Origin of the sequence: Erwinia sp. V71, from assembly GCF_965644245.1 — a bacterium.
GTDB lineage: Bacteria > Pseudomonadota > Gammaproteobacteria > Enterobacterales > Enterobacteriaceae > Erwinia.
The window spans coordinates 1-22,328 of record NZ_CBFFRK010000074.1 but is presented as its reverse complement, the minus strand read 5'-3'; the positions used below and the strand labels follow the sequence as shown (position 1 = coordinate 22,328).

General features: G+C 53.8%; 26 protein-coding genes. 8 read left to right on the top strand and 18 right to left on the bottom strand.

Annotation, left to right across the window (positions count from 1 at the left end; all coding sequences use genetic code 11):
* Positions 1-308 precede the first annotated feature (308 nt).
* From ACSZO1_RS15050 to dgcQ, 5 genes are all read left to right on the top strand, one after another.
* Entirely contained in the window at positions 309-581 is a 273-nt protein-coding gene (locus tag ACSZO1_RS15050) for a hypothetical protein (RefSeq protein ID WP_437613938.1), read from the top strand.
* A gap of 14 nt (positions 582-595) precedes the next feature.
* Entirely contained in the window at positions 596-1,507 is a 912-nt protein-coding gene (locus ACSZO1_RS15045; RefSeq protein ID WP_437613936.1) for a DUF808 domain-containing protein, read from the top strand.
* A gap of 40 nt (positions 1,508-1,547) precedes the next feature.
* Positions 1,548-1,679 carry a hypothetical protein gene (locus ACSZO1_RS15040; protein WP_437613935.1) on the top strand — a complete coding sequence of 44 codons (132 nt, stop codon included), beginning with the start codon at positions 1,548-1,550 and terminating at the stop codon, positions 1,677-1,679.
* A gap of 232 nt (positions 1,680-1,911) precedes the next feature.
* Positions 1,912-2,091: a YodC family protein gene (locus ACSZO1_RS15035; RefSeq protein ID WP_437613943.1), complete on the top strand. Its 180-nt coding sequence runs from the start codon at positions 1,912-1,914 to the stop codon at positions 2,089-2,091.
* Between the two features lie 141 nt (positions 2,092-2,232).
* Complete coding sequence (gene dgcQ, locus ACSZO1_RS15030; RefSeq protein ID WP_437613941.1) at positions 2,233-3,942, top strand: cellulose biosynthesis regulator diguanylate cyclase DgcQ; 1,710 nt, start codon at positions 2,233-2,235, stop codon at positions 3,940-3,942.
* Here the strand turns inward: dgcQ and ACSZO1_RS15025 are convergent.
* From ACSZO1_RS15025 to yodD, 3 genes are all read right to left on the bottom strand, one after another.
* Entirely contained in the window at positions 3,939-5,159 is a 1,221-nt protein-coding gene (locus tag ACSZO1_RS15025) for a glycosyl transferase (protein ID WP_437613933.1), read from the bottom strand. The two genes, dgcQ and ACSZO1_RS15025, sit on opposite strands and share 4 nt — an antisense overlap.
* 24 nt (positions 5,160-5,183) lie before the next feature.
* Positions 5,184-5,978 carry a mannosyl-3-phosphoglycerate phosphatase-related protein gene (locus ACSZO1_RS15020; protein ID WP_437613931.1) on the bottom strand — a complete coding sequence of 265 codons (795 nt, stop codon included), beginning with the start codon at positions 5,976-5,978 and terminating at the stop codon, positions 5,184-5,186.
* Between the two features lie 390 nt (positions 5,979-6,368).
* Positions 6,369-6,602: a YodD family peroxide/acid resistance protein gene (yodD, locus tag ACSZO1_RS15015; protein ID WP_437613929.1), complete on the bottom strand. Its 234-nt coding sequence runs from the start codon at positions 6,600-6,602 to the stop codon at positions 6,369-6,371.
* Positions 6,603-6,948: 346 nt separating this feature from the next.
* On the opposite strand from yodD, the gene ACSZO1_RS15010 reads away from it, so the two are divergent.
* Positions 6,949-7,107, top strand: a complete 159-nt coding sequence (locus tag ACSZO1_RS15010; protein ID WP_437613928.1) for a YqaE/Pmp3 family membrane protein — start codon at positions 6,949-6,951, stop codon at positions 7,105-7,107.
* A 72-nt stretch (positions 7,108-7,179) separates the two neighbouring features.
* Positions 7,180-7,374 (top strand): protein DsrB, encoded by a 195-nt coding sequence (gene dsrB, locus ACSZO1_RS15005; RefSeq protein WP_437613926.1) that lies wholly within the window; start codon positions 7,180-7,182, stop codon positions 7,372-7,374.
* Positions 7,375-7,433: 59 nt separating this feature from the next.
* Here dsrB and ACSZO1_RS15000 read toward each other — a convergent pair whose 3' ends face one another.
* The 15 genes from ACSZO1_RS15000 to fliF all read right to left on the bottom strand — a co-directional run bounded on the left by ACSZO1_RS15000 (position 7,434) and on the right by fliF (position 21,522).
* Positions 7,434-9,146 carry a methyl-accepting chemotaxis protein gene (locus tag ACSZO1_RS15000; RefSeq protein WP_437613924.1) on the bottom strand — a complete coding sequence of 571 codons (1,713 nt, stop codon included), beginning with the start codon at positions 9,144-9,146 and terminating at the stop codon, positions 7,434-7,436.
* Positions 9,147-9,362: 216 nt separating this feature from the next.
* Entirely contained in the window at positions 9,363-9,998 is a 636-nt protein-coding gene (rcsA, locus tag ACSZO1_RS14995; RefSeq protein ID WP_437613922.1) for a transcriptional regulator RcsA, read from the bottom strand.
* Positions 9,999-10,651: 653 nt separating this feature from the next.
* A complete protein-coding gene (gene fliR / locus ACSZO1_RS14990) occupies positions 10,652-11,437 on the bottom strand; it encodes a flagellar biosynthetic protein FliR (RefSeq protein WP_437613920.1) in 786 nt (261 codons plus the stop codon).
* Complete coding sequence (gene fliQ / locus ACSZO1_RS14985; RefSeq protein WP_437613918.1) at positions 11,437-11,706, bottom strand: flagellar biosynthesis protein FliQ; 270 nt, start codon at positions 11,704-11,706, stop codon at positions 11,437-11,439. The genes fliR and fliQ overlap by 1 nt, the downstream gene beginning before the upstream one ends.
* A gap of 86 nt (positions 11,707-11,792) precedes the next feature.
* The gene (fliP, locus tag ACSZO1_RS14980) at positions 11,793-12,524 is read right to left on the bottom strand and encodes a flagellar type III secretion system pore protein FliP (protein WP_437613940.1); all 732 of its coding nucleotides are present in this window, start codon (positions 12,522-12,524) and stop codon (positions 11,793-11,795) included.
* Positions 12,524-12,928 (bottom strand): flagellar biosynthetic protein FliO, encoded by a 405-nt coding sequence (fliO, locus tag ACSZO1_RS14975; protein ID WP_437613916.1) that lies wholly within the window; start codon positions 12,926-12,928, stop codon positions 12,524-12,526. The genes fliP and fliO overlap by 1 nt, the downstream gene beginning before the upstream one ends.
* Positions 12,929-13,345 (bottom strand): flagellar motor switch protein FliN, encoded by a 417-nt coding sequence (fliN, locus tag ACSZO1_RS14970; RefSeq protein WP_437613914.1) that lies wholly within the window; start codon positions 13,343-13,345, stop codon positions 12,929-12,931. It abuts the gene before it with no gap.
* A complete protein-coding gene (gene fliM / locus ACSZO1_RS14965; protein ID WP_437613912.1) occupies positions 13,338-14,342 on the bottom strand; it encodes a flagellar motor switch protein FliM in 1,005 nt (334 codons plus the stop codon). The genes fliN and fliM overlap by 8 nt, the downstream gene beginning before the upstream one ends.
* Before the next feature lie 4 nt (positions 14,343-14,346).
* Positions 14,347-14,835, bottom strand: a complete 489-nt coding sequence (fliL, locus tag ACSZO1_RS14960; protein ID WP_437613910.1) for a flagellar basal body-associated protein FliL — start codon at positions 14,833-14,835, stop codon at positions 14,347-14,349.
* A gap of 130 nt (positions 14,836-14,965) precedes the next feature.
* Complete coding sequence (locus ACSZO1_RS14955; protein WP_437613908.1) at positions 14,966-16,285, bottom strand: flagellar hook-length control protein FliK; 1,320 nt, start codon at positions 16,283-16,285, stop codon at positions 14,966-14,968.
* Entirely contained in the window at positions 16,282-16,728 is a 447-nt protein-coding gene (gene fliJ / locus ACSZO1_RS14950) for a flagellar export protein FliJ (RefSeq protein ID WP_437613906.1), read from the bottom strand. The genes ACSZO1_RS14955 and fliJ overlap by 4 nt, the downstream gene beginning before the upstream one ends.
* 43 nt (positions 16,729-16,771) lie before the next feature.
* Positions 16,772-18,133 (bottom strand): flagellar protein export ATPase FliI, encoded by a 1,362-nt coding sequence (fliI, locus tag ACSZO1_RS14945; protein ID WP_437613904.1) that lies wholly within the window; start codon positions 18,131-18,133, stop codon positions 16,772-16,774.
* On the bottom strand, positions 18,133-18,828 hold the full coding sequence (gene fliH, locus ACSZO1_RS14940) for a flagellar assembly protein FliH (protein ID WP_437613902.1): 696 nt from the start codon (positions 18,826-18,828) through the stop codon (positions 18,133-18,135). Before fliH ends, fliI begins: the two co-directional genes overlap by 1 nt.
* The gene (fliG, locus tag ACSZO1_RS14935) at positions 18,821-19,813 is read right to left on the bottom strand and encodes a flagellar motor switch protein FliG (protein ID WP_437613900.1); all 993 of its coding nucleotides are present in this window, start codon (positions 19,811-19,813) and stop codon (positions 18,821-18,823) included. The genes fliH and fliG overlap by 8 nt, the downstream gene beginning before the upstream one ends.
* The gene (fliF, locus tag ACSZO1_RS14930; RefSeq protein WP_437613898.1) at positions 19,810-21,522 is read right to left on the bottom strand and encodes a flagellar basal-body MS-ring/collar protein FliF; all 1,713 of its coding nucleotides are present in this window, start codon (positions 21,520-21,522) and stop codon (positions 19,810-19,812) included. Before fliF ends, fliG begins: the two co-directional genes overlap by 4 nt.
* A gap of 242 nt (positions 21,523-21,764) precedes the next feature.
* On the opposite strand from fliF, the gene fliE reads away from it, so the two are divergent.
* Positions 21,765-22,076 (top strand): flagellar hook-basal body complex protein FliE, encoded by a 312-nt coding sequence (gene fliE, locus ACSZO1_RS14925; protein WP_437613896.1) that lies wholly within the window; start codon positions 21,765-21,767, stop codon positions 22,074-22,076.
* Positions 22,077-22,328: the final 252 nt, after the last annotated feature.

The following is a 22,328-nucleotide window of genomic DNA, read 5'->3' as shown; positions in this document are numbered from 1 at the left end:
GATAGCTTATCGGTAGCTAACCGTCCCTCCATCCACATGACCAAGCGTTGCACTTATTATCTGAATTCGCGAATAACGAAGCAATTAATAAAACGAATGGGGCAGTAAAGCGCGACATCGTCGGGGTTCCGGTAAATTTACAAGATGGCTACACTAACGCTAAACCGGCCTTTACTCATCCTGTTTTTTGGTGTTTTAGCGCCTTTTTGTGCGGAATAAAATCCTGCCGAAACAGTGACAAAGATTGCCATTAGTACCGATAATTGTTTAGATAAACCGCTCCCACTGATAACCCGCAGGGTGAAACGATGTCCAGCATCAGGCTGACGGTAAAACGTCTGTATAAATTGCGCGATCAGCGCATGGTGAACGCCACGGCGACCGCCAGAATTTTTGTCGGTGAGACCCTGATTGCCACTGAAGAGATCACCGGTATGACGGAAAGCCCGGTCAGCAAATATCTGCACCACGATCAGGCTGGCGGTCAGGACGTGCGGGTGGAGTGGGACTGTGACGGTATTGCCGATATGGCGGTAACGGAAGTGGAACTGTGCCCTTGTTGTCAGCACCATGAACACTAAATTAAGGAGCTGTTGTGGCCGGAAGTAGTTTACTGACTTTATTAGATGATATTGCCACCTTACTGGATGATATTTCGGTAATGGGAAAACTGGCGGCAAAGAAGACCGCCGGGGTACTGGGTGACGACCTGTCACTCAATGCGCAGCAGGTGACCGGAGTAAAAGCCAATCGCGAAATCCCGGTGGTGTGGGGCGTGGCGAAAGGTTCCTTTATTAATAAGCTGATTCTGGTGCCACTGGCACTGCTGATCAGCGCTTTTGCGCCGTGGGCGATTACGCCGCTGTTAATGATTGGCGGCGCGTATCTCTGCTATGAAGGGGTGGAGAAGGTGCTGCACAGTCTGCAGCGTGATAAAGCAGAGCAGTCGCCGGAAGCGCGTCAGCAGCGTTTGCTGAAAGCGGCGCAGGAAAACCCGGCGGAATTCGAAAAGAAGAAAGTAAAAGGCGCGGTGCGTACTGACTTTATTCTGTCGGCGGAGATTGTGGCGATTACACTCGGCATTGTCGCGGAAGCGCCGCTGCTTAACCAGGTGCTGGTGCTGTCCGGTATTGCGATTCTGGTGACGGTTGGTGTCTACGGTATCGTCGCGGGCATTGTGAAACTCGACGATCTCGGCCTGTGGCTGACGCAAAAGGCCTCTGTGCTGGCACAGGCGTGCGGACGCGCTCTGCTGGTGGCCGCGCCATGGCTGATGAAGGTGTTATCGGTGGTCGGCACACTGGCGATGTTCCTGGTGGGGGGCGGTATTGTGGTGCATGGTTTGCCCGCGTTGCATCACCCGATTGAGCACTTCAGCGCTGGTTTCAACGGACTGCTGGCGGTGTTGATCGCCAATGGCGCGAACCTGGTCATTGGTCTGCTGGTAGGTACTATCGTGCTATTGCTGGTAAATCTCGTTGCGAAACTACGGGGTAAATCAGTATAAAGAGTGCTGGTAATCAGTAAGACAATAACCTGGAGTAATAATGAGCGACGATATTTTCGAATTTGATATTGATGCACAGCTGGAACAGGCTGAAGCCAATGCCAAACAGAAAGCCAGTGAAGTGCCCGCGGACCTGAGTGATGAAGCGGACTGCGAAGGCTGCAAAATCTGAGTCCAGGTTGAATCAGACGACACAACGGATAACCACGGTTATCCGTTTTTTTTGACGTTTATTGCATTAAGCCATCGAAAAATCATATATCAGTCTAAATCACTGTCCTGCCGATATTTTCTTCTCCTTATTTGTTGTGCGGCATTTTTTGTGTCGACAATCACGGGCGGCGCCGCCATGTTACTGCTATAGTATACCGGGTCGATTACTCACCCTGATACGGAGGCGCATGATGTTCTTTTCTGTCAGTGATGAAGTGCAGCATAAAGAGGGCGGACCCACGATGATTGTCACTGGTTATGCCAGTGGGATGGTGGAATGTCGCTGGTATGATGGCTATAGCGTTCGTCGCGAAGCGTTTAAGGAAGATGAGCTTTCTGCCTGGTCCAGCACGCGTCAGCTCGCCAGTTAATCTTTCCCGCAGTGCTTTTCTCCAGCCGCCTGCAGCGCTTTGCCCTGCAGGCGGCTTTTCATTTTCGGCGGCAAACTGAACAAAAAATGATCGCGCGCAGTGCCGGACGAAACCACAGGCGCATACTACACTCACCTGTTAATGATCATTCAGCATCGGGAGCTGAAATGTGTGAAGTGTAACCTCCTTATTCGTCTTACGCGGGCAGAGCATCGTCCAGGAAGGGTGGTGAGTTTATGTTTTATCGCGGTATTCCTGTTTTCCACTTTTCTGACCTGGCGCGAAGCGCTGATACTCAAGCGTGGCTACGAAGTCAGCCAGCAACTGCGGCTTGGCGCCGTGACGGTGGCGCTCGATCGCCAGTTTCAGTTCAGTCTGGATGCGCTGGATTTCTACCGTTCGATGCTCAGTTATGCGCTGAGCAGCCCGCTTGATTCCGATAACAGTCGCCGCGCACTGGCGCTTTTTACCGCACAACGCCAGAAGCCGGTGTGGCGACTCAGTCTCAATAGCCAGCGCAGTATGCCGCTTAATGGAGTGTCTGATAGCTGGCTAAAAGATCACCCGGTACTGAATCGTGATGACCCCGGCCGGCTAAATGCTGAACTGAGCGCTGCGCTGGAGTTCAGCTTTATCCTGCAGTTCAGTAACCCAGACGAAGATTTCCATTCCCGTCTCTGGTACATCTCCCGCGCGGGCTTCTACGTCAGCTCCACACCGCCGCTGAGCGACAGTGAAACCCTTGAGAGCTATCGCGGCATGATCAGGCGCGACTATTTTACGGCCATGAGTCCGCAGCACAATCTCCCGCGCCAGTTGCACTGGACCGCTATGTATAATGCCCTGCTGCAGGAAGGGCCGATGGTCACCGTCAGTGTGCCTGTCGACAGTGGCGATTACTGGTATGGCGTGCTGGCGATGGATTTTTCCCGCGAAAGCATTCATCAGCATTTAGTGCGGGCCTATCCTGAGAATCAGCAGGGTGTCGTAATGCTGCTCGATAGCCAGTTCAGGCTGCTGGCCAGTTCAGATCCTGATCAGGAGAAAGGCGGATATCGTTTTACCCCGCAGGAACTGGAGCGGTTGCAGACAGCGGTCGCAAACCGCGCCAAAGGTGAACTGCGCATGGGAACGCGTTTTGTCGCCTGGGATCGGTTAAACGATTTTAACGGGACGCTGCTTCATCTTCAGACGCTGCGTCAGGGATTACAGGGTTATGTCGGCCAGGTGACACTGATGCTGCTGCTGACCTGGCTGCTGTTCAGCCTGACACTGCTGGGAGTCTGGTATGCCATCATCCGTATTATCCGCCATATGATCCGGCTGCAGGAAAAACTGGAGTGGCGTGCGAACTATGATGGTCTGACGCATCTGTATAACCGCAGTGCATTCTTTGATCTCAGTGAGCGGGCCGCGGCGCAGTGTCAGCGCAGCGGTCGTCCGCTGGCATTGATTCAGCTCGATATTGACTTCTTTAAAGCGGTTAACGACAACTGGGGCCACCATGCCGGCGATCTGGCGCTGGTGCATGTCGCCGGGATTATTCGCCATGCGCTGCGCAAAATGGATATCGCTGGCCGGGTTGGCGGCGAAGAGTTTTGCCTGCTGTTACCGGAAACCGGGCGGGAAGATGCACGCGGTATTGCCGAACGTATTCGTCAGAAACTGGCGCAGAAGGAGCTGTTTATCAGTAAAGATCAGACGCTGAAACTGACTGCCTCGTTTGGTGTTGCCAGCAGCGAAGAGCAGGGCGAGTATCAGGTAGAGAGCCTGCAGTCCCTGGCGGACAGCAGGCTTTACCAGGCGAAGCAGAGCGGCCGGAACCGCGTCTGCTGGCAGGAGGAAGCTTAAACCTTACCCTGGTTATCCTCTTCCACCGCCTGGTAGATACGTTGCTGGATATCCGGAAACGCGGACTGAATACGGCTCCAGCTTGGAATAAACGGTTTATCGTTCGGGCGTTCAATAAATGCCTGCCCGGCATCAAGAATCGCCTGGGTAAACAGTTCCACGGCCGCTTCCTCAGCATGCTGATCAAACTTCAGGCCGTTCATTGACGCTTCGTGGTTATACACTTCCACCATATCCAGCGCATTACGGTAGTAAGTGGCTTTCAGCACACGGAACGAGTCGCTGGTGATATGCACCCCCATGGTCGCCATTTTGCGCAGCAGCGACTGGACAATATCATTACTCATACGTTTCAGGCCGCCCGTGCCATCTTCTTCCGCCAGCGGCTGATGCTTGTGATCATAGTTGTCGGTGATCTCCACCTGACAGCTCTGACGGGTGATGTAGTTGCGGTAGATTTCCGACAACACGCCAATCTCTAGTCCCCAGTCGCCGGGAATTTTGATGCTGTTAAGCACATGGGTACGCATGGCGAACTCACCGGACAGCGGATAGCGGAAACTGCTGAGATAATCGAGATAGTCGGAGTGGCCGTACACTTTCTGCAGCGAGCGCAGCAACGGCCCGACCAGCAGCCGCCCGACACGGCCATTCAGTTTATTGTCCGCCACACGGGCGTAGAACCCTTTACAGAACTCATACTGGAACGCGGGATTGGCCAGCGGATAGAACAGGCGCGCCAGCATACCGCGTTCATAGGTGACGATATCGCAGTCATGCAGTGCGACGCAGCTGCTGCGCCCGGATGCCAGCGTATAACCGGTGCAGAACCACACGTTGCGTCCTTTACCCGGCTGCGTTGGCGACAATCCCTCTTTATCCAGTTCGGCATCAATGGCTTTCAGGCGCGGGCCGTCGTTCCACAGAATGCGGTGGCGCTGCGGTAAACGCGAAAAGAATTCGCGGGCATAGAGAAACTGATCGCGGTCGGCGCGATCCAGCCCGATAACAATCTCTTCCAGATAAGGGACTTTCGCCAGCTCATCGACAATATTGCTCAGTGCCGGGCCTTCCAGTTCGGAAAACAGTGACGGTAAAATCAGCGCCATTGGCCGCTGTTGTGCAAACTGCACCAGCTCCTTTTCCAGGGTTGCAACAGGCCGTTCGGTCAGATTATGGAACGTAGTAATTACGCCGTTCTGGAAAAAATCACTCATCATATTCTCCTTCGGACAGCATGCTCACGAGATGAAATGTTGCAGTCCCTTGCTCCAGCCTGCCGGGCCGTAAGCGGAGGTATAATAGATATGCTGCTGATCCTGGCGCTGCAGGATGACAGGGGTTTTACTGTGGCCTTTGATCACCACGGCATAATCGACGCGCTCCAGCATCGGCGCATCATTTGGACCGTCGCCCAGGCCGATGGTGGTCAGCGGGCGTTGCGGCTGCGGATAGTGCTGCAACAACCATGCCAGCGCCGCACCTTTGCCGCTGCCGCTGGCCATCACGCTCCAGAAACGCCCGCCCTGAACGAGGTCTAAACCTTCTGCTGCCAGTTGCTGACGGAAGGTGGCAAACTGCTGTTCGCTGTCACGCCATACCAGCGACTCGGATGCTTCCCGACGCCGCGCCAGCGCCGCTTCACGCGGTGTCAGGCCGGTGATGTCGGCGACTTCGCGGTCGCTGAAATCGGCGAAACCGCTGAAGCGAAACTGATACTGCTGACGCAGACGGCGCAGGCAATGGCAGATTTCACTGTAATCTTTGCCGCCATGGTGGCGCTGGCTGCCATCAGCACTGTCGAGCTGCACCAGTGCACCATTTTCAGCAATAAAAGGCGCGCCGCTAAATCCCAGTTTTTGCTGGAGCGGGATAATTTCCGATGCCGTTTTACTGGAACAAAACACCAGCGGGATGGCGTGCTGGCGAATTTTTTCCAGCCAGGGTTCAGCGGCCTGCCAGCTGTAAGTATGATGATCCAGCAGTGAGCCATCTAAGTCCGTCACTATCATTAATGCATCTTGCAAACCGGGCATAACAGCACCTCACATATCAGTCAGACTGAAGAGATAACTCCCTGATTAATCATTGAGTATAGCGGGTGTCAGCTGAGCGGGCGGGGTTTTGCGTCAGTCAGCTGCGACAGAGGGGGCAGTTTAACTGCCTGTTAGGATTAATCTTAAAAAGAGATTGCAGTCTCAGCTTGCGTGTTCTGGCTATCAGTGGGCGCAAAGCACGCCATGATTGATTGCATACTGATATAGTTCATTTGCGTTGCTGCATTTGTCGCATTTTTTTTGCAATTTAAGACTTGTCTTAATTTGGTTAAAGGTTAATCTAAAACAGTTAAGGAATTTCCTGGTGTAACGAATTTCATTGAAATGCTTTCCCGGCCACCATTGGCCGGGATTTTTTTGAAATCGATTTCATCGGTTAACTTCGCTGATGGCGTAATCGCGGATATCCAGTTCAAAAGCTTCTGCCAGCTCGCTGTACGAGTTATAGGCGACGCCATCAACATTAACCCGGTGCGCCTGTTCATTGTCGATAAATTCCTGAACGTTACCGGCAGAACGGCGCTGGATCGCCTGTAACAATGCTTCAACGTCAATGTTGATCTCGCGCTTGACGTTATCGTTGTACTCTTTCGCTGTTGCCATATATGTGACCCTCGCAGAGTAAATACCCTGTAAGTATAGTCATCAGGCATCGCGTGCAGGGAAGGGTGAAAAGCAGGCAAAAAAAAGCCCGCGCTGCGCGGGCAAAAATCCTTGTTACTTTTAGGTTGACTGCGCCTTTGGGGTTGGTGCAGTAAGAAAATTGTAGCGATACGCGGTGTCAGAAATCTCGCGGTGAAGTGTTAAGAAAGCGAAAATATCAACATGTTAGCGGTGACCTTACGATGATTTACCGCCCGCAGACAAAGCCCAACAGCCTGAGTGCTATCTTTATTTGTGACAACGAAAAAAAGTTGCACTGATATTTTTATTCTCAACAGGAGTGTGTATGGATTTTCTGCGTATCCTTGTCGCCATTTTGTTACCCCCGCTGGGTGTCTTCCTTCAGGTTGGTTTTGCTGGCGCGTTCTGGCTGAATATCTTGCTTACCCTCTGTGGTTATATCCCGGGTATCGTTCACGCGGTTTGGGTGATCGCGCGGCGCTAACCTCTTGCGCCCGGTCAGGAAACGCCATGTGTTTTCGGGTAAACTGAGAATATCAGTGAGGGGAGGAAATGCATGAAGGTTAATGATCGGGTGACAGTAAAAACGGACGGTGGTCCGCGCCGTGTCGGCAATATCCTGGCGGTAGAGGATTTCAGTGAAGGCACCATGTATCTGGTGTCGCTGGATGATTATCCACTGGGGATCTGGTTCTTTAATGAGCTGGGACACGGCGAGGGTATTTTTGTTGAACCTCACCCTGGCGATTAATCAAAAAAAACGGGCCTGAACAACGTTCAGGCCCGGGTTCTTAGCGCTTAACGCGCCACTCAGAAGGTTTCCCAGTTACTGTCACTGTTCGCCAGCGCAGGTTTACCTGCCAGCGCCAGTGGCGCTTTTGCGGCCGGTGCGCTCGGTGCGGCTGGTCTGCTGGTGAGATGTGGCTGGTTGCTGAGACGGAACGCGGCGACAACCTGGGTCAGACGCGCAGCCTGTTCTTCCAGCGAGCTGGCCGCGGCGGACGCTTCTTCCACCAGTGAGGCGTTCTGCTGGGTAACGTTATCCATTTCGGTCACCGCCTGGCTGACCTGCTCAATACCCCGGCTCTGCTCGTCGGACGCGGCGGCGATTTCCGCCATAATGTCGGTTACCCGGCGCACGGCATCAACGATTTCGCTCATGGTATTTCCGGCCTGGCCCACCTGCGTGGATCCCTGACCAATCAGGTTCACCGATTCAGAGATCAGTCCTTCAATCTCTTTCGCCGCCTGGGCGCTGCGCTGGGCGAGGCTACGGACTTCGCTGGCCACCACCGCAAAACCGCGTCCCTGTTCACCGGCGCGGGCGGCTTCCACCGCGGCGTTCAGCGCCAGAATATTGGTCTGGAAGGCGATGCTGTTGATCACTGTGGTGATTTCAGCAATTTTCTTCGAGCTGCTGGAGATATTGTTCATGGTGTTCACCACACCCGTCACGATCTCGCCGCCTTTATGCGCTTTACCGGAGGCATCTGACGCCAGCTGGCTGGCATGGTGGGCGTTTTCGGCGTTCTGCTTCACCGTTGCGGTCAACTGCTCCATGCTGGCTGCCGTCTCTTCCAGCGCAGATGCCTGCTCTTCGGTACGCGAGGAGAGGTCGGTGTTACCGGCGGAAATCTCACTGGACCCCTGGTAAATCGCCACTGCGCCTTCACGCACGGTGCCGACGGTGCGCACCAGTGACTCCTGCATCAGCTGCAGGTTGTGGTTCAGCGTGCCGATTTCGTTGCGGCCCCATGGCACCAGTGGTGCGGTCAAATCGCCGCTGGCGATCTGCTCGATACGGCTCACCGCTTTCTGCAGCGGGTTGATGATAATGCGGCGCAGGAAGATAAAGGTAATAAAGGTAATCACCAGTGCGACGGCAAAAGCACAGCCCATCATAATAAAGCCAAGACGTGACTGCGTCTGGGCCTCGGTATTGATCTCTTCGGCGCGGTCAGTACGAATTTTGATCGCTTTCAGCAACACGGCGTTGTAAGCATCGTCGAGTTTACGTGTCACGTCAGTTTCCTGAGCAATCACCCCTTCGAAGCTGCCCTGGCGTGCAGATTCGATCATCGGTTGCAGGCCCTTCGTTACATAAGTGGCAAAGTTATCTTTTAACGGACCATCGAGGGCGACACCTTCCGGTGTTTTATCCGGACGTCCCATATAAATGTCGAAATTTTCCTGCGCCTGTTTTATACGTTTTTCACTGGCGGCGAGGTTAGTCTTAAATTCCTCCATCTCACCGATACGCGCTGCGGCGCCGGCATGGATCACTAACAGACGAGCGGTACGTAAGTGGTTAGAGCTGTTGGACAGCCCCATACGGATTTTAATTTCCTGGGTAGCAGCATTCAGTGACTGATTACTTTGAATCAGAAAATAGCTGGAGAGTGCAATGCAAATTGCAAACAGCAGCAGAACACCGCCGAAAATAGTAGAGAACAGGGGAACCAGTCGTACGTGTTGCCAAAAACTTATCCCGCCTTGCTCGGCCAACGCTTGTTTAGGTTTCATATCCTTTAGCTCTCTGTCAGATGAAGGGTGAAGCGAAGCTCCGGTAATCGATCACAACATCGGCAAAAAGGCGGGAGAACATTAGGGTATAAAATGCGATCAACGTCGCATTTCCAGGCAAAAAAGTGCAAAGACATCAGAGATGTACTAACGCGGTGAAGAGCAGGCAGTCAGCGGGCGGCAGTCATCACCGCCCGAAGTCTATCAGCAGAGTGATTATCTCACATTGACATAAATACCAGAGGTAACATTATCTGTCAGTCGCACCACATGGTAAATAACCTGTTTATTGTGGGTTTTGATTTTGCGCTTAATATTACCTTTGTGTGACGAAACGGTTTTGGCTTTTATTTGCATCTTGTCCGAAATCTGAATAGTGTCATGGCCTGACATCCACATTTTCAGCATATTGGATTCGGTCTGACTTAATGTCAGTGGATGCACATCCAGCCCGGATGAAATACGTGTCGACGTGCTGAATTTTTTCTGCAGATAGGCTGCGAGCAGACTATCCAGCGTCGAAGGTTTGATCGATTTTGAGGTAATAATCAGGTTCTTACGAACGTAGAGGTACTCCTCAAAATGGATGTTAGAGATCGCCATAAAGATAAAAAATAGCGTGTCAGGGTGCTGCATGATAATACTACGAATCCGCTGACTGGCATCTGCTTCGTGAATAAAACATTCTTCATTAATAAATACAATGCCAGGCTTGACCTGTTGGCATTTATTATGAAGATGTTCGATGTCACCCACTGAGTAGATATTCTTCTTCTTAACTCCCTTCAAAGCCATATAGTCCGTTAAACCTAGTCGTGTGTAGCTGCATGAATCCATAATAATCGTTGGCATGTTAGCGACCCTCACCAAATTGTTATCCGTTAAATCAACGATGAATTACGCGTATCGCGGTACGAGAAAGATTTCTAATCACAAGTTGTTATAGTTACCTAGCGGTAAGAAGCGCGAACGATGTCTCGCCGGCGTCTTCTTCTCATCCTTGCTGATCACTGCATAGTTTGGGTTTGGGAGACGTAAAATTCTGTCTGAATGCAGTGAAATCATATGGACCAGGACGACCTGCCAGTAGTCCGCCATAGCACAACATCGACGACAAATTTTGCAAACGTTGCCACTATCGCGCAGAACTTATCTGATGCTGATAGGACAATTCTTAAAAACATTTACTCTCCGAATGTGTCATGCTGCAAAGTGTGTTGACAATGCCGCAAAAATCATTTCAAGACAAGGAAAAAAGATGAAAATAAAAAATCCATTTAAAACATATGGTTGAGACCTCATTTTGCCCTGTATTGGAGAGGGTCCAGCTCAGGGCGGCATTTTTAAAATACTTGAAGAGGCATTTAATAAGAATATTTTTCACCATAAAAACGCATTTATCAGAATTTCCTTAGTTGCATTCTGATAAAGATGGTTCGAAAAATGCACGCATAGTTTGTGAATGCTTAAGTATCTTTTGGATGTTGCGTTTGTGTTGCTTATGTTTAATTTTTGGGCAATTCCGAAAGGATGTCGGAGAGCAAATCAAACACTTCGCTGAACAAATGCTCGCAGAAAGGGGCCAGCAGAGGCATCAGCAGGCTCATGGTGAGGATACCGATGGTCAGGGTGATAGGAAAACCAATAACAAAAACTGACAATTGGGGTGACACACGGTTTAACAAACCCAGTGCCATATTAAGTGTAAGCAGTAGGGTGATAAGTGGTAACGCTAACATCATGCCGTTAAGGAAGATCATACTGGCTGCTTTTGTCAGCGCCAGAAAGGCATTCGCATTCAGCGGATCGCCACCAATCGGCAGGGTATGGAAGCTGTCGGCCAGCAGTGAGATCAGCCACAAATGACCGTTAAAAGTCAGGAACAGCAGCATCGCCAGCATATCGAGAAAACGCGCCAGTACCGGCATGTTCAGACGGCTGCCCGGGTCGACAAAGGTCGCGAACGACAGTCCCATCTGCAAACCAATCACTTCACCGGCAGTACGCACCGTGGCAAAAGCGAACTGCATCGTGAAGCCAATCGCGATGCCAATCAGCATCTGCTGAATCAGCAGCCAGAAGCCGCCGACACTGAACAGTGTCACGTTGGTGGCAGGCAGCATCGGCATCAGCAGGAAGGTAATCAGCCCGGCCAGGCCCACTTTGACCTTGCGGTTAATCGCGCGATCGCTGAGTATCGGCGCCGTCGCAATCAGCGCCATAATACGCACCATCGGCCAGAAAAACTGACTGAGCCAGGTTGTCAGCTGGCTGCTGTCAAACGAGAGCATTAACCGATGAGGTAGGGCAGGTTGTTGAACAGGGTGCGCATATAGTCGAGCACCAGGTTGAGCATCCACGGGCCAGCAATGACCACGGTAGCGGCAACCGCCAGAATTTTCGGGATAAACGACAGGGTTTGTTCGTTGATCTGCGTTGCGGCCTGCAACAGACTGATCAACAAACCACTGACCAGCGCGGCCAGCAACATTGGCGCGGCCAGAGCCAGTGCGACTTTCATTGCCTCGCTGCCGAGGACCATTACCGATTCAGGTGTCATACTGCATTTCCTGTTCAGGGGCGGCGATCTCGCCACCCGCTTAAATGAATTCCGCCCGTAGTCTGGCGTTGTTTATCGCATCTGCGCTATGAGTAGAAACTCTGCGCCAGCGACCCGACCAGCAATTGCCAGCCATCGACCAGTACAAACAGCATCAGCTTAAACGGCAGGGAGATGGTGGCGGGAGGCACCATTATCATCCCCAGCGCCATCAGCACGCTGGCGACCACCAGGTCAATAATCAAAAACGGAATAAATACGGTAAAGCCAATCTGGAATGCGGTTTTCAGCTCGCTGGTGACATAAGCCGGCAGCAGGATGCGCATTGGCACCGCTTCCGGACCCTCAATCGGTGGCGTATTCGCCAGACGGGCAAACAGCGCCAGGTCTGCTTCGCGCGTCTGGCGCAGCATGAATTCGCGCAACGGCTGCGCGCCTTTCTCCATTGCCACTTGCATGCTGATCTTATCTTCGCTGAACGGCAGATAAGCATCCTGGTAAATTTTGTCGAACACCGGCGCCATAATGAAAAAGGTCAGGAACAGCGCGAGGCCGAGCAGTACCTGGTTCGGCGGTGCGGACGGTGTGCCGAGGGCGTTACGCAGCAGACCGAAGACGATAATGATGCGGGTGAAGCTGGTCATCATCAGCAGCACGGCCGGGATAAAGGTCAGCGAGGTGATAAACACCAGCGTCTGTACCGGCAGTGACCAGCTTTGTCCGCCGTTAGCCAGCGGCTGACTGATAATCCCCGGTAACTGGGCGTGTACTTCAGGCGCCAGCAGGAGCAGCGGTAGCAGTGAGAGCAGGCGACTAATCATTGCGGTTTTCCGGGGCGTTTAAGCAGGGTCTGCAACATATTGCTGAAATCTGCCTTCGCGACAGGCGACGGCGACTCTTCGCTATCCGTCGGGGATTTCGGCGGCAGCGTATGCAAATGGGTAATATTTTGTGCGGTAACACCCAGCACCAGGCGTGCATCCTCGACGTCCACAATCACCACGCGTTCACGCTGGCCGACAGTGACACTGGCTCTGATATTCAGCGTTTTTGCACCGGCACGTTTAGGCGCAAAGCCAAAACGTCGCGCCAGCCAGGCGGCACCAAGGATCAGGATGATGATAAATGCCAGGACAGAACTGACCTGGGTCAGCATCGAACCCGCCGAGACGGCGGGTTGCGAAGCGGGAACCTGCTGGACCTGCTGGGTAGTATTCTTCATTTAGCGGCTCAGGCGGCGCATACGCTCGGATGGGGTGATAATATCGGTAATACGAACACCGTATTTATCCGCCACCACCACCACTTCGCCCTGGGCAATCAGGTAGCCGTTGATCAGAATATCCAGCGGTTCACCCGCCAGGCCATCCAGCGCCACCACGGAACCCTGCGACAGACGCAGCAGCTCTTTAATGGTCATCTTGGTACGGCCCAGTTCCACGGTGAGTTTCACCGGGATATCCATAATCAGGTCGATATCCTGCAGCGAACCCGTGCCATCACCGCTTTCCAGTGATTTAAACACGTTGTCATCAGATGCTGCGCTGGTGGTTGCTGCCTGCTCGTTCATTGCCTCAGCCCACAGATCCATCTCGTCCGCAGAGCCGTTGTCGCCGGACGGTTTATTGCTGTCAGTCATGGGGCTGTTCCTCATTCAGCGAATTCAAAATCGGGTTAATCAAGTGTTCCACTCGCAGTGCATACTGTCCATTCAGCGTACCATATTGACTGGTCAATACCGGTACCCCATCCACATGCGCAATAATGCGATCGGGTTTCTCTATTGGTAATACATCACCAGGCTTAAGCTGCAGAATGCGTGACAGCCGCAATGACACATCAGCAAAATTTGCCACCAGTTCCAGCTCAGAGTGCTGGACCTGTTTCACCAGCGTATCGCGCCAGCTTTCGTCTTCCTGCCGCGAGTTTTCCAGCGGCGGGTTCACCAGCAATTCGCGCAACGGCTCAATCATGGTGAACGGAATACAGATATTAAATTCGCCCACCAGGTTGCCAATCTCCACCTGGAACGGTGTGGTGACCACAATATCGTTCGGTGAGGTGGTGATATTGGTAAATTTCACCTGCATTTCGGAACGCACATACTCCACGTCAAGCGGGTAGATGGCTTTCCACGCGTCGCTATACCCTTCCAGCGCCAGTTTCAGCATACGGCGGATCACGCGCTGTTCGGTGTGGGTGAATTCACGGCCTTCCACTTTCGTCGGGAAACGACCATCACCGCCAAACAGGTTATCCACCGCGATAAACACCAGGCTGGGGGAGAACACAAACAGTGCGGTTCCGCGCAGCGGTTTCAGGTGAATCAGGTTGAGGTTGGTCGGCACCGGCAGGTTACGGGCAAATTCATGGTAAGGCTGAATTTTAATTGCCCCAACGCTGATATCCGGGCTACGACGCAACAGGTTAAACAGTCCCATACGGAACGAACGTGCAAAACGTTCGTTGATAATTTCCAGCGCCTGCAGGCGCTCGCGCACCACGCGACGCTGGGTATTGGGATCATAGGGGCGAATCTCACTGTCGCCCGCCGTGTTACTGACGTCTTCTGCGCTGTCACTGTCGCCATTTAACAGCGCATCGATTTCCGCCTGGGAAAGAATGCTATCGCCCATCGATTCACCTCAAAATGAAGGCAGTAAACAGGACATCGTCCACTACCTGCGGAGGTTGACCTTTTACCAGCGGTGGAGCCAGTACCTGCTTGATCTGCGCCATCAGCGCCTGCTTGCCTTGTTCACTTGCCAGTTCAGAAGCGTTCTGGCGTGAGAGCAGGAGCAGTAACCGGCTGCGGATCTCTGGCAGATAGTCACTCATACGACGACGGGTCTCTTCATCGGGCAGACGCAGGGTAAAGCCTACGTACAGCACGCGGTCGGGATCGTTGTCTGGGTTGACCAGGTTAACCGTAAACGTATCAAGAGCAAAAAATACTGGCGCAGCAGGTGGTTCTTCTTTCGCCTTCTCGGTTTCAGCTGCGTCAGCGGGTTTGTTCATCATTCGCCAGACTGCATAGCCTGCCACGCTGCAAGCGGCCAGTGTTAACACCAGTAACACCGGAATCATAATAGAACGTTTGCGGCCTTTGGCCTTCGCGTTATCAGACATGTTGGCAGTAACTTCCTGTGAATTATGTTAGACGCCTGCTGGCGTTTCAGGTCAAATTATCCCGCGTCTTTCCGTGATCAATAGTCTGAAAAGACGCGCGTTTTGCTGTTAACTTTTTCGTTTGTTACTATCAGGCGAAAATATCGACAGCGCTACTGCCCGCCGCGCGCGCCTGCAGGGCGGCCGGAACGGCAATTGGCGTTATCTCACTGTCACCTTCCAGGACACTGGCAAAACTGCTGTTGCCACTGCTGCCGTCACGACGTGATTCCTGCTGACCGCTAAAGGATGAGCTTTGCGGCAGGCTGTCACTGCTGACGTTGCTCTGACCGAGGTTAATGCCACTTTCCGCCAGCGCGGTGCGCAGTTGCGGCAGGGCGGCTTCCAGTGCGGCACGTACCTGGCTGTGTCCTGAAACCATACTCAGCTGAGCCTGGTCATTGTCCAGTTTCAGGCTGATTTGAATTGAGCCCAGATCCTGTGGATGCAGGCGCAATTCTGCGTTCTGCTGACCGTTGCGGGTAAACATCAGCACCTGCTGGCTTAACGCCTGCTGCCACTCCGGGCTGCCCAGCTGCGCATTCAGCTGTGAGGTGGCTGGTGTCTGCGTGGTGGCGGAGGCGGTTGGGGTGCTGATCGCCGTGGTTGAACCGGCCACTGCCGCCGCAGCCGTACTCAGTGTGGTAACACTGGAAGGCGACACGGTCTGCTCTTTATTCTCTTCTTTACTCATACTGCTCAGTGCCTGCTGCAATGCGGTGCTGGCAGAAGAGGTACTGCTGGTGCTGCTGGTTTCGCTGTTGCTGCTGGTCAGCACAGGCGAAACCAGTGACGCGTTTTTACTGTCGACAACACTGCTGGCACTGGCGAGTTTAGCACCTGCGTCATCATTAATAGTAGCATCACTGTCAGTGGCAGCCGTTTTGCCGTTCAGGCTGTTCAGCGCGGCACTCAGTGCATTCAGCTGGCTGTTGGCACTTTTGCTCAGGTCGCTGATGCTGCTTTGCAACTGGCTCTGACTGGCGTTAGCGGTCAGTGGCTGCACGCTGTTCTGTGGCAGCATGGCAAATAATGCCTGCAATGTCTGCATGTCACTGTCAGTTAAGTCTTTTATTTTGCTGCTGTCTTTATCATCGGCGGATTTGCTGTCGCCTTTAACATTTTCCGTCTGCAGCAGTGAATTCAGCGTTTCCGGTTGCTCCAGCGCCGCGAGCAGGGCGTTCAGCTCACCGGCTGGCGTCTCCTCTTTGTCACTGGCGGCATCGGTTTTCAGCTGAGCCTTGTCCGTGCCGGATTGTTGCACCAGCGACAGCAGGCGGTTACCCAGCAGGGTTAAAAATTCTTTTGGCGTTTCACCCGCAGCCAGCAGAGAATCACCGGTTGCTGTTGCGTCAACGCCAGCATCAGAGCTGGCGGTCGCGGTCGTCGGAAGTGTTGGCAGCGTAATCATTCGCCTTTCCTCAATGATGCCCGTTGGGCAAATTCATCCATCCGTTTCTGATCGAGACGGTTTTCCTGTAATAACTCATTCGCCAGCGCGCGTGCCTGCAGGGTTTCATAGGCATGCAGCCGCTGTTGTTTGTCACGCCAGAAGGTCAGCGCCTGTTCCACTTTGGTATTCCACTGCGCCAGCTGATTGCGGTGCTGCTCAATGGCTTTCTCCAGGGTGGCAATAAACTGGTGGTAATTGACCCAGCGGGTGCTGGCGATGCCTTCTGACATATCGTCGTTCAGCTTGTTACGGTATTCGTCCTGGTAGTTGAGCAACATCGAGAGTTGTTCATCAGCCTGTTTTTGTGCACGACGCATATCGCCCAGCTGCACGGCAGCCTGCTCAACGTCTTTTTGCGCCAGTTCACGCAAGGTATCAATGGCACTGTTTTGTTTCGGCATGATGGCCCTCAACTACCGTAACCACGGCATTCCGTGGTGTTTATTAACCGAAAATGGCCTGCAGATGCAGGCAGGCGTCGTCGTACTGACTGCGCTCGAAAATTCCCTGTTGCAGGAAAGCTTCCAGTTCCGGGTAGAGCTTGATGGCTTTATCCAGCATCGGATCACTGCCTGCAGCATAAGCGCCGACGCTGATCAGATCGCGGTTGCGCTGATAGCTCGACAACAGTTGTTTAAATTGCCTTACTCGGGCGTAATGTGTTTCGTCGATTAACGATGTCATTGCACGGCTAATCGAGGCTTCGATATCAATTGCCGGGTAATGTCCCGCTTCGGCGAGGCGACGGGACAGCACAATATGGCCGTCGAGGATCGCGCGCGCGGAGTCGGCAATCGGGTCCTGCTGGTCGTCGCCTTCTGTCAGCACGGTATAAAACGCGGTAATTGAGCCGCCGCCATCAATGCCGTTACCGGCACGTTCTACCAGCGCCGGCAGTTTAGCGAACACGGACGGTGGATAACCTTTGGTGGCCGGTGGCTCACCAATCGCCAGGGCGATTTCACGTTGCGCCATGGCGTAACGGGTCAGGGAGTCCATAATCAGCAGCACATGCTGGCCACGGTCACGGAAATCTTCGGCGATACGTGTGGCATACGCCGCTCCCTGCATACGCAGCAGGGGAGAGACGTCAGCAGGCGCGGCAATTACGACCGAACGCGCGCGACCCTCAACCCCGAGAATATTTTCAATAAAGTCTTTTACTTCACGGCCACGTTCGCCAATCAGGCCCACCACAATCACGTCAGCTTTGGTGTAGCGCGCCATCATACCGAGCAGCACACTCTTACCGACGCCGGAACCGGCAAACAGGCCCATACGCTGACCACGGCCGACGGTGAGCAGGGCGTTGATCGCCCGCACGCCGGTATCAAGCACATCGGTGATCGGCGTGCGCTGTAACGGGTTAAACGGTGGAGTGATCAGTGGGGCGCGGTAGCCGGTTTCAGGCGCTGGCAAGCCGTCGAGTGGACGGCCGCTGCCGTCAAGCACACGCCCCAGCAACTGCGGCCCAAGCATCAGCTGTTTGCCGCTGTGCTGGTTGTCGCTCATTACGCGGGCAAAGACGCGCGCGCCCGGTAAAATGCCTTCGACTTCTTCCAGTGGCATCAGAAACAGCTTCTGACCATTGAAGCCGACCACTTCGCTTTCAACTTCCGAAATCTGATGACCATCGTTGCGTTCAATCACGCAGGTTGCGCCCAGCGGCAGTTGCAGGCCCGTGGCTTCCAGTACCAGACCTGTCGCGCGGGTCAGTCGACCATAACGACGTATTGTCGGCAGGTCCTGCATACGGGCTTCGAAAGCATCGAGTGCACCCAGCCAGCGCGAAAGACGTTTTGTCATTACAATTCTCCCGGCGCCGCCAGACGGCAGAGTTCGTGCCAGCGCGTGGCGATACTGGCGTCAAGGTCGCCATCTTCCGCGCCAACTTTACAGCCACCAGGATGCAGTGAACTGTCGGCCAGCAGACGCCAGCCATGCAGATCCAGCGTGGGGCCGAGTGTCTGCTCCACGCGCTGCAAATCGTCCGGGTGAACGCGCAGTTGTGGTTTGCCGCTGAACATCGGTTCCTGCTGCAGCATATGCTGGATCTGGCGGAGCAGGGCAGAGCCATCCACCGCGGTTGCCTGGCCGATCACCTGGCGCGCGGCTTCCAGCGCCAGCTGCATCAGACGCGAAGCAATCACGCTGTCCAGCGCTTCCAGCGTATGCTGGAATTCGGTTACCAGCTGCTGCATACGCGCTTGCAGTGGCGCCTGCTGCTGCTGGGCTTCCGCCAGACCCTGCTGATAACCAGCTTCATAGCCAGCATTCTGTCCGTCGCTGAGGCCTTTCTTCTGACCTTCGGCATAGCCTATGCCATAGGCTTCATTGCATACTTTGCTCTGCAACAACTCCAGCTCGTTTTGCTGCTCATGAGAATCATCAATTTCAATCTCAGGTGGCATCACGAACTCTTCAATCAGTGGTTTATCTGGCTGCGCTAAATCATCAGGCAGCCAGGTTTTCCACGGCCGGGAAGAAAAGGCATCAGACATAAGTTTCCTCGCCGCCGCCAATTACCATCTCGCCACTTTCCGCCAGTCGACGAACAATAAGCAGGATGGCTTTCTGTTCGTTCTCGACCATCGACATACGTACCGGACCACGGTTGGCCAGGTCGTCGCGCAGGATATCCGCCGCACGTGCTGACATGTTTTTGAGGAACTTCTCGCGCAGTGGCTGCTCGGCACCTTTCAGTGCGACCAGCAGCTGCTCGGATTCCACTTCCTGCAGCAGGCGCTGGATGCTGCGATCGTCGACATCCACCAGGTTCTCGAACAGGAACATCTCGTCGATAATTTTCTGCGCCAGTTCGCCGTCGAAGTCGCGAACCGCTTCCATAACTGCTTCTTCCTGCTGCGTTTTCATCAGGTTGATGATCTCGGCTGCGGTTCTCACGCCGCCCATCTTCGCACGCTTGAGGTTGGTGCCATCGAGCAGGGAGTTCAGTACTTCGGTCAGTTCCGCCAGCGCCGCCGGCTGGACGCCGCCGAAGGTGGCGATACGCAGCATCACATCGTTGCGCAGACGTTCGTCGAACAGCGCCAGGATATCGGCCGCCTGGCCACGCTTCAGGTGGACCAGTATGGTGGCGATAATCTGCGGGTGCTCGTCGCGAATCAGGTCCGCCGCCGCCTGCGGTTCCATGAAGTTCAGGGTTTCCATACCGGTGGTGGTTTCGCGCGTTTCGAGGATGTCTTCCAGCAGGCTGGAAGCACGCTCCTCGCCGAGCGCTTTGGTCAGCACCGAACGCAGGTAGTCGTTGGAGTTGAGGCTCAGTGCCGCATACTGCTCGGCGGTGCCTTCGAACTCACGTAATACCTCTGTCAGTTGTTTGTGCGACACATGGCGCATGTTGGCCATCGCGGCGCTCAGATGCTGTACCTCGCGGGTGCCAAGGTGTTTAAACACCTCGGCTGCACGCTCTTCACCAATCGTCATCATCAGGATGGCGCTTTTTTCAGTACCGGTCAGACTCATAGTTCGTTACTCATCCATTGGCGAATAACCAGCGCCACAACGCGTGGATCGTTTTCAGACATCTCGCGAATACGTTGGCTCATGACCTCAGCGCTCATACGATGCTGAGACTTACGTTCCTGCTCCAGCTCATCTTTGCTGAGCGTGACCGAGTAGGCTTCTTCTTCCTCTTGTGCCCGGGCAGCAGCCAGTTCAGCGGCGACCTGCTCCTGCTGACGCTTACGCATAATCTGCGGACGCACCAGTTTGCGGTAGAGGATGAAGGCGACCAGAGCAATCAGCAGCCAGCGACCGGCTTCCATCAGCTGATCAAAGAACGACTGCTGTTGCCAGAATGGCAGTTCGCCGCCGGTTGGATCAGTCTGGGTGAACGGTGAGTTCACGACGTTAATGCTGTCACCACGGTCGGTGGAGAAGCCCATCGCTTCACGCGTCAGATCTTCCACCTGCTTAATCTGCTGCTCAGTGAGCGCGATCTCTTTGCCTTCCGCATCAAGACGATAGTTCACCACCACGGCCACTGACAGACGCTTCACGCCACCCACATTCATTTTGGTATGGCGGATGGTGCGGTCTAACTCATAGTTGGTGGTATCGCTCTTGGTGGTGTTGGACGGCACCACACGGTTATTCGCGTTGTTCGCTGTCGCATTGGCATTGTTGGCGCCATTGGCGTTATTGGCATTGTTCGCGTTATTTGCATTGGTGTTGTTGGTGGCAATCGGCGCGTTGTTTGCCGGTGCTGGCTGATTGGACAGCGCACCCGGCACGCCGCCAGGATACTGACCACCCAGCTGCTCGCTGCCACTGCTCTGACGTGAGCGAATCGCGGCGTTATCCGGATTGGTGTTCGGTTTGTACTGCTCGTCAGTCTGCTCGCGGGTGTCGAAGTCGATCTGTGCGGTGACCTGGGCATGCACATTGTTCTGACCGAGGATTGGACCGAGAATCGCTTCGATACGCTGCTGATAGCGGCTTTCCACTTCAGTGGTGTATTTCAGCTGAGCATCGTTCAGGTCGCGACCTGCGGAGTCGGAGCGGGTCAGCAGACGACCGGCCTGATCCACCACGGTGACATTGCCTGGCGGTAAGCCGGGAACACTGCTGGATACCATATGTACGATAGCACTGATTTGTCCTTCATCCAGTGCACGACCCGGTTGCAGGTTCAGCGTGACAGAAGCGGAAGGCGCTTTCTGCTCACGGATAAACAACGTCGGTTTCGGCATGGCGAGGTGAACGCGGGCGCTTTTCACCGGACCAAAGGTCTCGATGGTACGCGCCAGTTCACCTTCCAGTGCTCGCTGGTAGTTAACCTGCTCGCTGAACTGGCTGATGCCGAACTTCTCTTTATCCAGCAGCTCGAAGCCGACAGAGCCACCTTTTGGCAGACCCTGTTGCGCGAGGCGCAGACGCAGCTCATGCACTTTTTCCGCCGGAACCATCAAAGCCCCACCGTTTTCATCGAAACGGTAGGGGATGTTCATCTGGGTAAGCTGCGTGACGATTGCGCCGCCGTCTTCGTCAGTGAGGTTGCTGTAGAGCACCTTGTACTCTGGCGCTTTCGCCCACAGTACCATGGCGACAACAGCCGCAATGACGAAGGCGGATGCGACGATAATAGGAATTCGTGGGTTTGCGCGCAGGCGAACCAAAAGGTCACTGAAGCCCTTCTTTGCTGGAGAATCCTGTGTTGCAGTAGCATTCATGACCATTTCCTGCCTGACAGTTGACCCGACTGTTTCACGTTGTGTGGTTGCAAAACTGACTCCCTGGATGCGGTTTGCAATCTAAAGTTCCACCTCAATGGATTGCCATTATTTTCTGAAACGTAAAATTTGATGGCTGGATAAGCCGTCACTTTTGCTGTTATTTGCGGGCTTTGTCTTATTGACATTAATGCTAACTTTGCTCTCGTTGAAAAATCTCTCTCGTAAACGTGGAGCTAACGATGGCAATTCAGGGCATTGAAAGCGTACTGCAGCAGATGCAGACGACGATGTTGCAGGCCAGCAACAAAAGTACGGATGTGACTGCCCATGCAGATTTCGCCGCTGAGCTGAAATCGGCACTGGGTAAAATCAGTGAAACCCAGACCGCTGCCCGCGCTCAGGCGCAGGATTTTGAGCTGGGTAAACCTGGTGTGGCGTTGAATGATGTGATGATTGACCTGCAGAAGTCGTCGATCTCGATGCAGATGGGTATCCAGGTGCGTAACAAGCTGGTGACGGCGTACCAGGACATCATGAGTATGCAGGTGTAGTACCGCTACATCTTTTCCGCACTGATGGGGTCGGGTTTGCGCTGCGTAATGCCAGTCCGCTGAACGCTGCCTCATCATGCTATTGATTCAGTCACAGATGCCGCCTTCGCGGTTTTTTGTGTTGAATAAAATAAGCCTGCTGACGCAGCAGATGAATTATTGCTGTCACAGCGACTTAAGGAAGGTGCGATTTAATCGTCAATTATGAGAACATAACCCTTTCTTTGACATAGACTTTTCACGATGCCCGCT